Origin of the sequence: Pseudomonas sp. MIS38, assembly GCF_019891575.1 — a bacterium.
GTDB lineage: Bacteria > Pseudomonadota > Gammaproteobacteria > Pseudomonadales > Pseudomonadaceae > Aquipseudomonas > Aquipseudomonas putida_A.
The window spans coordinates 1-4,017 of sequence record NZ_JAFLXF010000048.1; the positions used below are offsets into that span (position 1 = coordinate 1).

The window sequence follows — 4,017 nt, forward strand, 5'->3', positions numbered from 1 at the left end:
GCGGTGTGTCAGACAACGCAAATGTCAGCGATATACCGCTATCGCGAGCAGGCTCACTCCTACAGTGGCTCTCCGGCAGATACGGACAAAAAACGCAGCCCACGGCCCAATCGCGCAGGCATTTGCGTGCGCAGTCGTTCTGTCATATTCGGTATCAGTTGATTGCAGATAGTAGCCAGCCCAATGCTAATTCCAATGAGGCTGCACTGTGTTTCAACGTCTTGTGTGTTCGCTGTCCGTTCTGAGCCTGTCCATCGCCGCTGCCCACGCCGCCGAGCCTGTGGTGCTCGACACGCCGCGCCTGCAAAGCATCGACAACTTCCGTGATGTCGCCGGCCTGACTACTGCGTATTCCACCGCCCACGACGGCACCATGCGTAGCGGCGTGTTTTACCGCTCCAACGCGATCACGCCGTCGGCAGCGGATCTGGCGACCCTCAACAGCCTCGGCATCAAAGCCGTCTACGACCTGCGCACGCCGAGCGAAATCGCCGGCACGCCGGATACGATGCTGACCGGTGCGACCTACCAGAACATCGACATTATCGGCAGCACTACCTCGGGCGCGAACATCACCACCGTGTCGTTCAAAAGCGCCGTCGACGCCATCGCCATGATGGAGCAGACCAACCGCGCCTTCGTCAGCGACGCGGGGATGCGCGGTCAGTTCGGCAAGCTGTTCAACGAACTGGCTACCACCGACGGCGCACAATTGTTCCATTGCACCGCCGGCAAGGACCGCACCGGCTGGACCGCCGCCGTGCTGCAGAGCATCGCCGGGGTCGATAACGCGACCATCATGGCCAACTACCTGGCGACCAACGACTACACCGCCGCCCGCGTCGCCGCGACTCTTAAAGCAATGCCGCCAAGCATGGCTTCGGTGTACGCGCCGCTGCTCGGCGTGCAGGCCAGTTACCTCCAGGCCGGTCTGGATGAGGTCACCGCCGAATACGGCAGCATGGACAACTACCTCAAACAAGGCCTCGGCCTGTCGCAGGAAACCATCTACGTGTTGCGCGGCAAACTGGTCGAGTACAACAGCCTGCCGGGTCAGGCGGGGTTGATCGGCAACGCTGCTGCCGGTGCCGAATTGCTGCGTCAATTGCAGAACAGCAACCTGTCCGGCACCTACAGCGCCTACAACTACTACCTGCAATCGGCGATCGACGCCGGCACTCTCGGCGGTGTTGAGTCCCAGGTCGGCGGCCAGGTTCACGCCGACGCCGCCAGCTACCTGCTGCGGCAGAACGCGTTGATCGAACAAGCCGCCGCGCCTTACGCCAGCGGCACCGATCTGAAAGTCGGCCAATACCGGTTGTGGACCACCGCGCTCGCCGGTTACCTCGGTACCGACGGCTCGTCCCACGCCGAGAGCAGCAACGAACACAGCCAAGGCCTGATGGTCGGCATCACCCAGCGCTTCTCCGAACAACTCAGCGCGCGCGGCGGCTTCGGCTACAGCAAAGGCACCGTCGGCGGCGCGGGCGGCGAGGCCGATACCGATTTCACCTTCTTCAACCTCGGCGCGCGCTACGGCTTCACTAGCCTGGAACGTGGCCTGTTCGTCGACGCCAACGCCAGCGCCGGCTACGTCGATTACGACAGCAAACGCGAACTAGGTGGCGGCCTCGGCGCGGCCAAGGGCGACACTCACGGCAACCTCTCCGGCGCGACGTTGGCGCTGGGTTACCGCGCACCGGTCAACGGCATGATCCTCGAACCGAGCCTCGGCTTGCGCGTCAGCCACCTCGACCTCAAAGGCTTCCAAGAGAACGGCAGCGAACTGGCACTCGACATCGACGACAACACCGCCACCCGCCGCAGTGCCGTCGCCAACCTCAACGTGGCATTTGCCCCGGTGGCGATGGGCGCATGGCAACTGGTGCCGGGCGTACAAGTCGGCTACGAACGCACCCTGGGCAACAACGACGTCAACAGCCAAAGTCACCTGCTGGGCCTCGACATCGAACAACGCGCCGCCTTCGACAACCGCGACCAGTTCAGCGGCGGCGTCAACCTGATGGCCAGCCTCGGCGCGGTCAGCGTCGGCGCAGAAGTCGGTGCCAGCGGTGGTGGTGACAGCCACGGTTTCAGTGGCAGCCTGAAGGCCAGTTACGCGTTCTAAAGCAGGGACAACCGCGCAAGGTCAAGGACGACCACCATTCACAAAGCACCAGCAAAATATGGTGGAGCAGGGAACGGCCAACCCTGAGTCACCGCAAAAACTTGTGGGAGCGGGCTTGCTCGCGAAGAGGCCGTGTCAGTCACCATCACCTCGCCTGACCCACAGCATTCGCGAGCAAGCCCGCTCCCACATTCAGATCCCGGCCAGCCGCCAACCCTGAGCCCAGCACATAACCCCACGGCACCGACCAGCCGCAATCTTGAGTCCACCAACTAACCCTGTGGGAGTGAGCTTGCTCGCGAAGGCGTCATGTCAGCCAACATCACCATCAACTGACCCGCCGCATTCGCGAGCAAGCCCGCTCCCACATTCAGATCCCGGCCAGCCGCCCACCCTGAGCCCAGCACATAACCCCATGGCACCGACCAGCCGCAATCTTGAGTCCACCCACTAACCCTGTGGGAGCGGGCTTGCTCGCGAAGAGGCCGTGTCAGTCACCATCACCTCGCCTGACCCACCGCATTCGCGAGCAAGCCCGCTCCCACATTCAGATTCCGGCCAGCCGCCAACCCTGAGCCCAGCACATAACCCCATGGCACCGACCAGCCGCAATCTTGAGTCCACCAACTAACCCTGTGGGAGCGAGCTTGCTCGCGAAGGCGTCATGTCAGCCAACATCACCCTCAACTGACCCATCAGCATCCCCGCCGATAAACCAATCAATCCCGCCCCCTCAGCTGCGCCGGACTGATCCCATACGCCTGCTGAAAATACTGACAAAACCGCCCGACATTACTGAAGCCAAAGCGCAACGCCACCTCCGTCACCGACGCCGAATGCCGCTGCCCCAGCGCCTCGAAAGCGCGCTCCAGCCGCACCTGCCGCTGATACGCCACAATCGACATCCCGACAAACTGCCGAAACCCATCCTGCAATGCGCGCTGACTGGCATTGCTCAACCGCGCCAACTCAACCCCACTCACCAACTGCTCGGGATGCGCCTGAATAAACTCCATCGCCAACTTCACATGCCGCGGCGCCACCCTCGGCGCCGGCTGGCGCAACGCCTCGGTAAAATTGTGCGGCCACGCCTCCAGCACCGCATCAATCAACATCTCGCGCAACCGCGACGGCATCAGCGTCCCGCTGTTGAGCAACAGATCAAACTCCGTCCCCGTCGCCAGATCAATCAACGCCTTGATCCCGCCAAACGCTGCCGAGTGCAGATCCACCACCGGCTCAAACACAATCTTCTGCACAACCGGCCGCCCCAACAACGCCGCCAACCGCTCAGTCAACTGCCCCCGATTCACCGAAATCCCGTGCTGCGCGTGATTGTCGAGAAACCGCATCGAGCGGATATCCGCCTTATCAATCGCCAACCCCACTTGCGCCACACCGACGGACTCGGTGCGGTGGTTGAACACAATCTTGCCCGCCGTGGGAATCACAAAAGTGATCTCGTCCTGCGGGTCGGGGAAGGTGACGGTGAAATCACCGTGGTAATGCATACGCCGGAAACTGACCCCGTCGTGCCGCCCGTAGACGCCGCCGATGATGATGTTGGAGGGGATCGGCGGGGTGTCGGCGTAGCGATTGCCGAAGAGCCGGGAGAAGAGGGCGCCGAAGTCTTCGGAGTGGAGGTTTTCGGAGCGGAGGATGATTTTTTGGCGGGGTGGGGCGACGGAGTACACCTTGGGGCACCTTTTGTTGGGGCTCTTAAGTAAGTGGGGAGGAGGCGCAGGGGAGGTTAGCAGGTTGGGGGTGACAGGTTTGTGACGGGAGATTGAGCCACTGGGGGAGTGTCATAAATTTTGTGTTCGGGCATAACATGTCGCAGAGGTGCATGTATGCCGACCAAAAAGAAACCGGCCCGAGAGGCCCAGCGT

The 4,017-nt window shown here is 62.2% G+C and carries 2 protein-coding genes; one reads left to right on the forward strand and one right to left on the reverse strand.

Annotated features, from left to right (window positions below; genetic code table 11):
• Positions 1-208 precede the first annotated feature (208 nt).
• Complete coding sequence (locus J1G18_RS27730) at positions 209-2,128, forward strand: tyrosine-protein phosphatase (RefSeq protein WP_223009593.1); 1,920 nt, start codon at positions 209-211, stop codon at positions 2,126-2,128.
• 719 nt (positions 2,129-2,847) lie between these two features.
• On the opposite strand, the gene J1G18_RS27735 is transcribed toward J1G18_RS27730, so the two are convergent.
• A complete protein-coding gene (locus tag J1G18_RS27735; RefSeq protein ID WP_223009595.1) occupies positions 2,848-3,822 on the reverse strand; it encodes an AraC family transcriptional regulator in 975 nt (324 codons plus the stop codon).
• Positions 3,823-4,017: the final 195 nt, after the last annotated feature.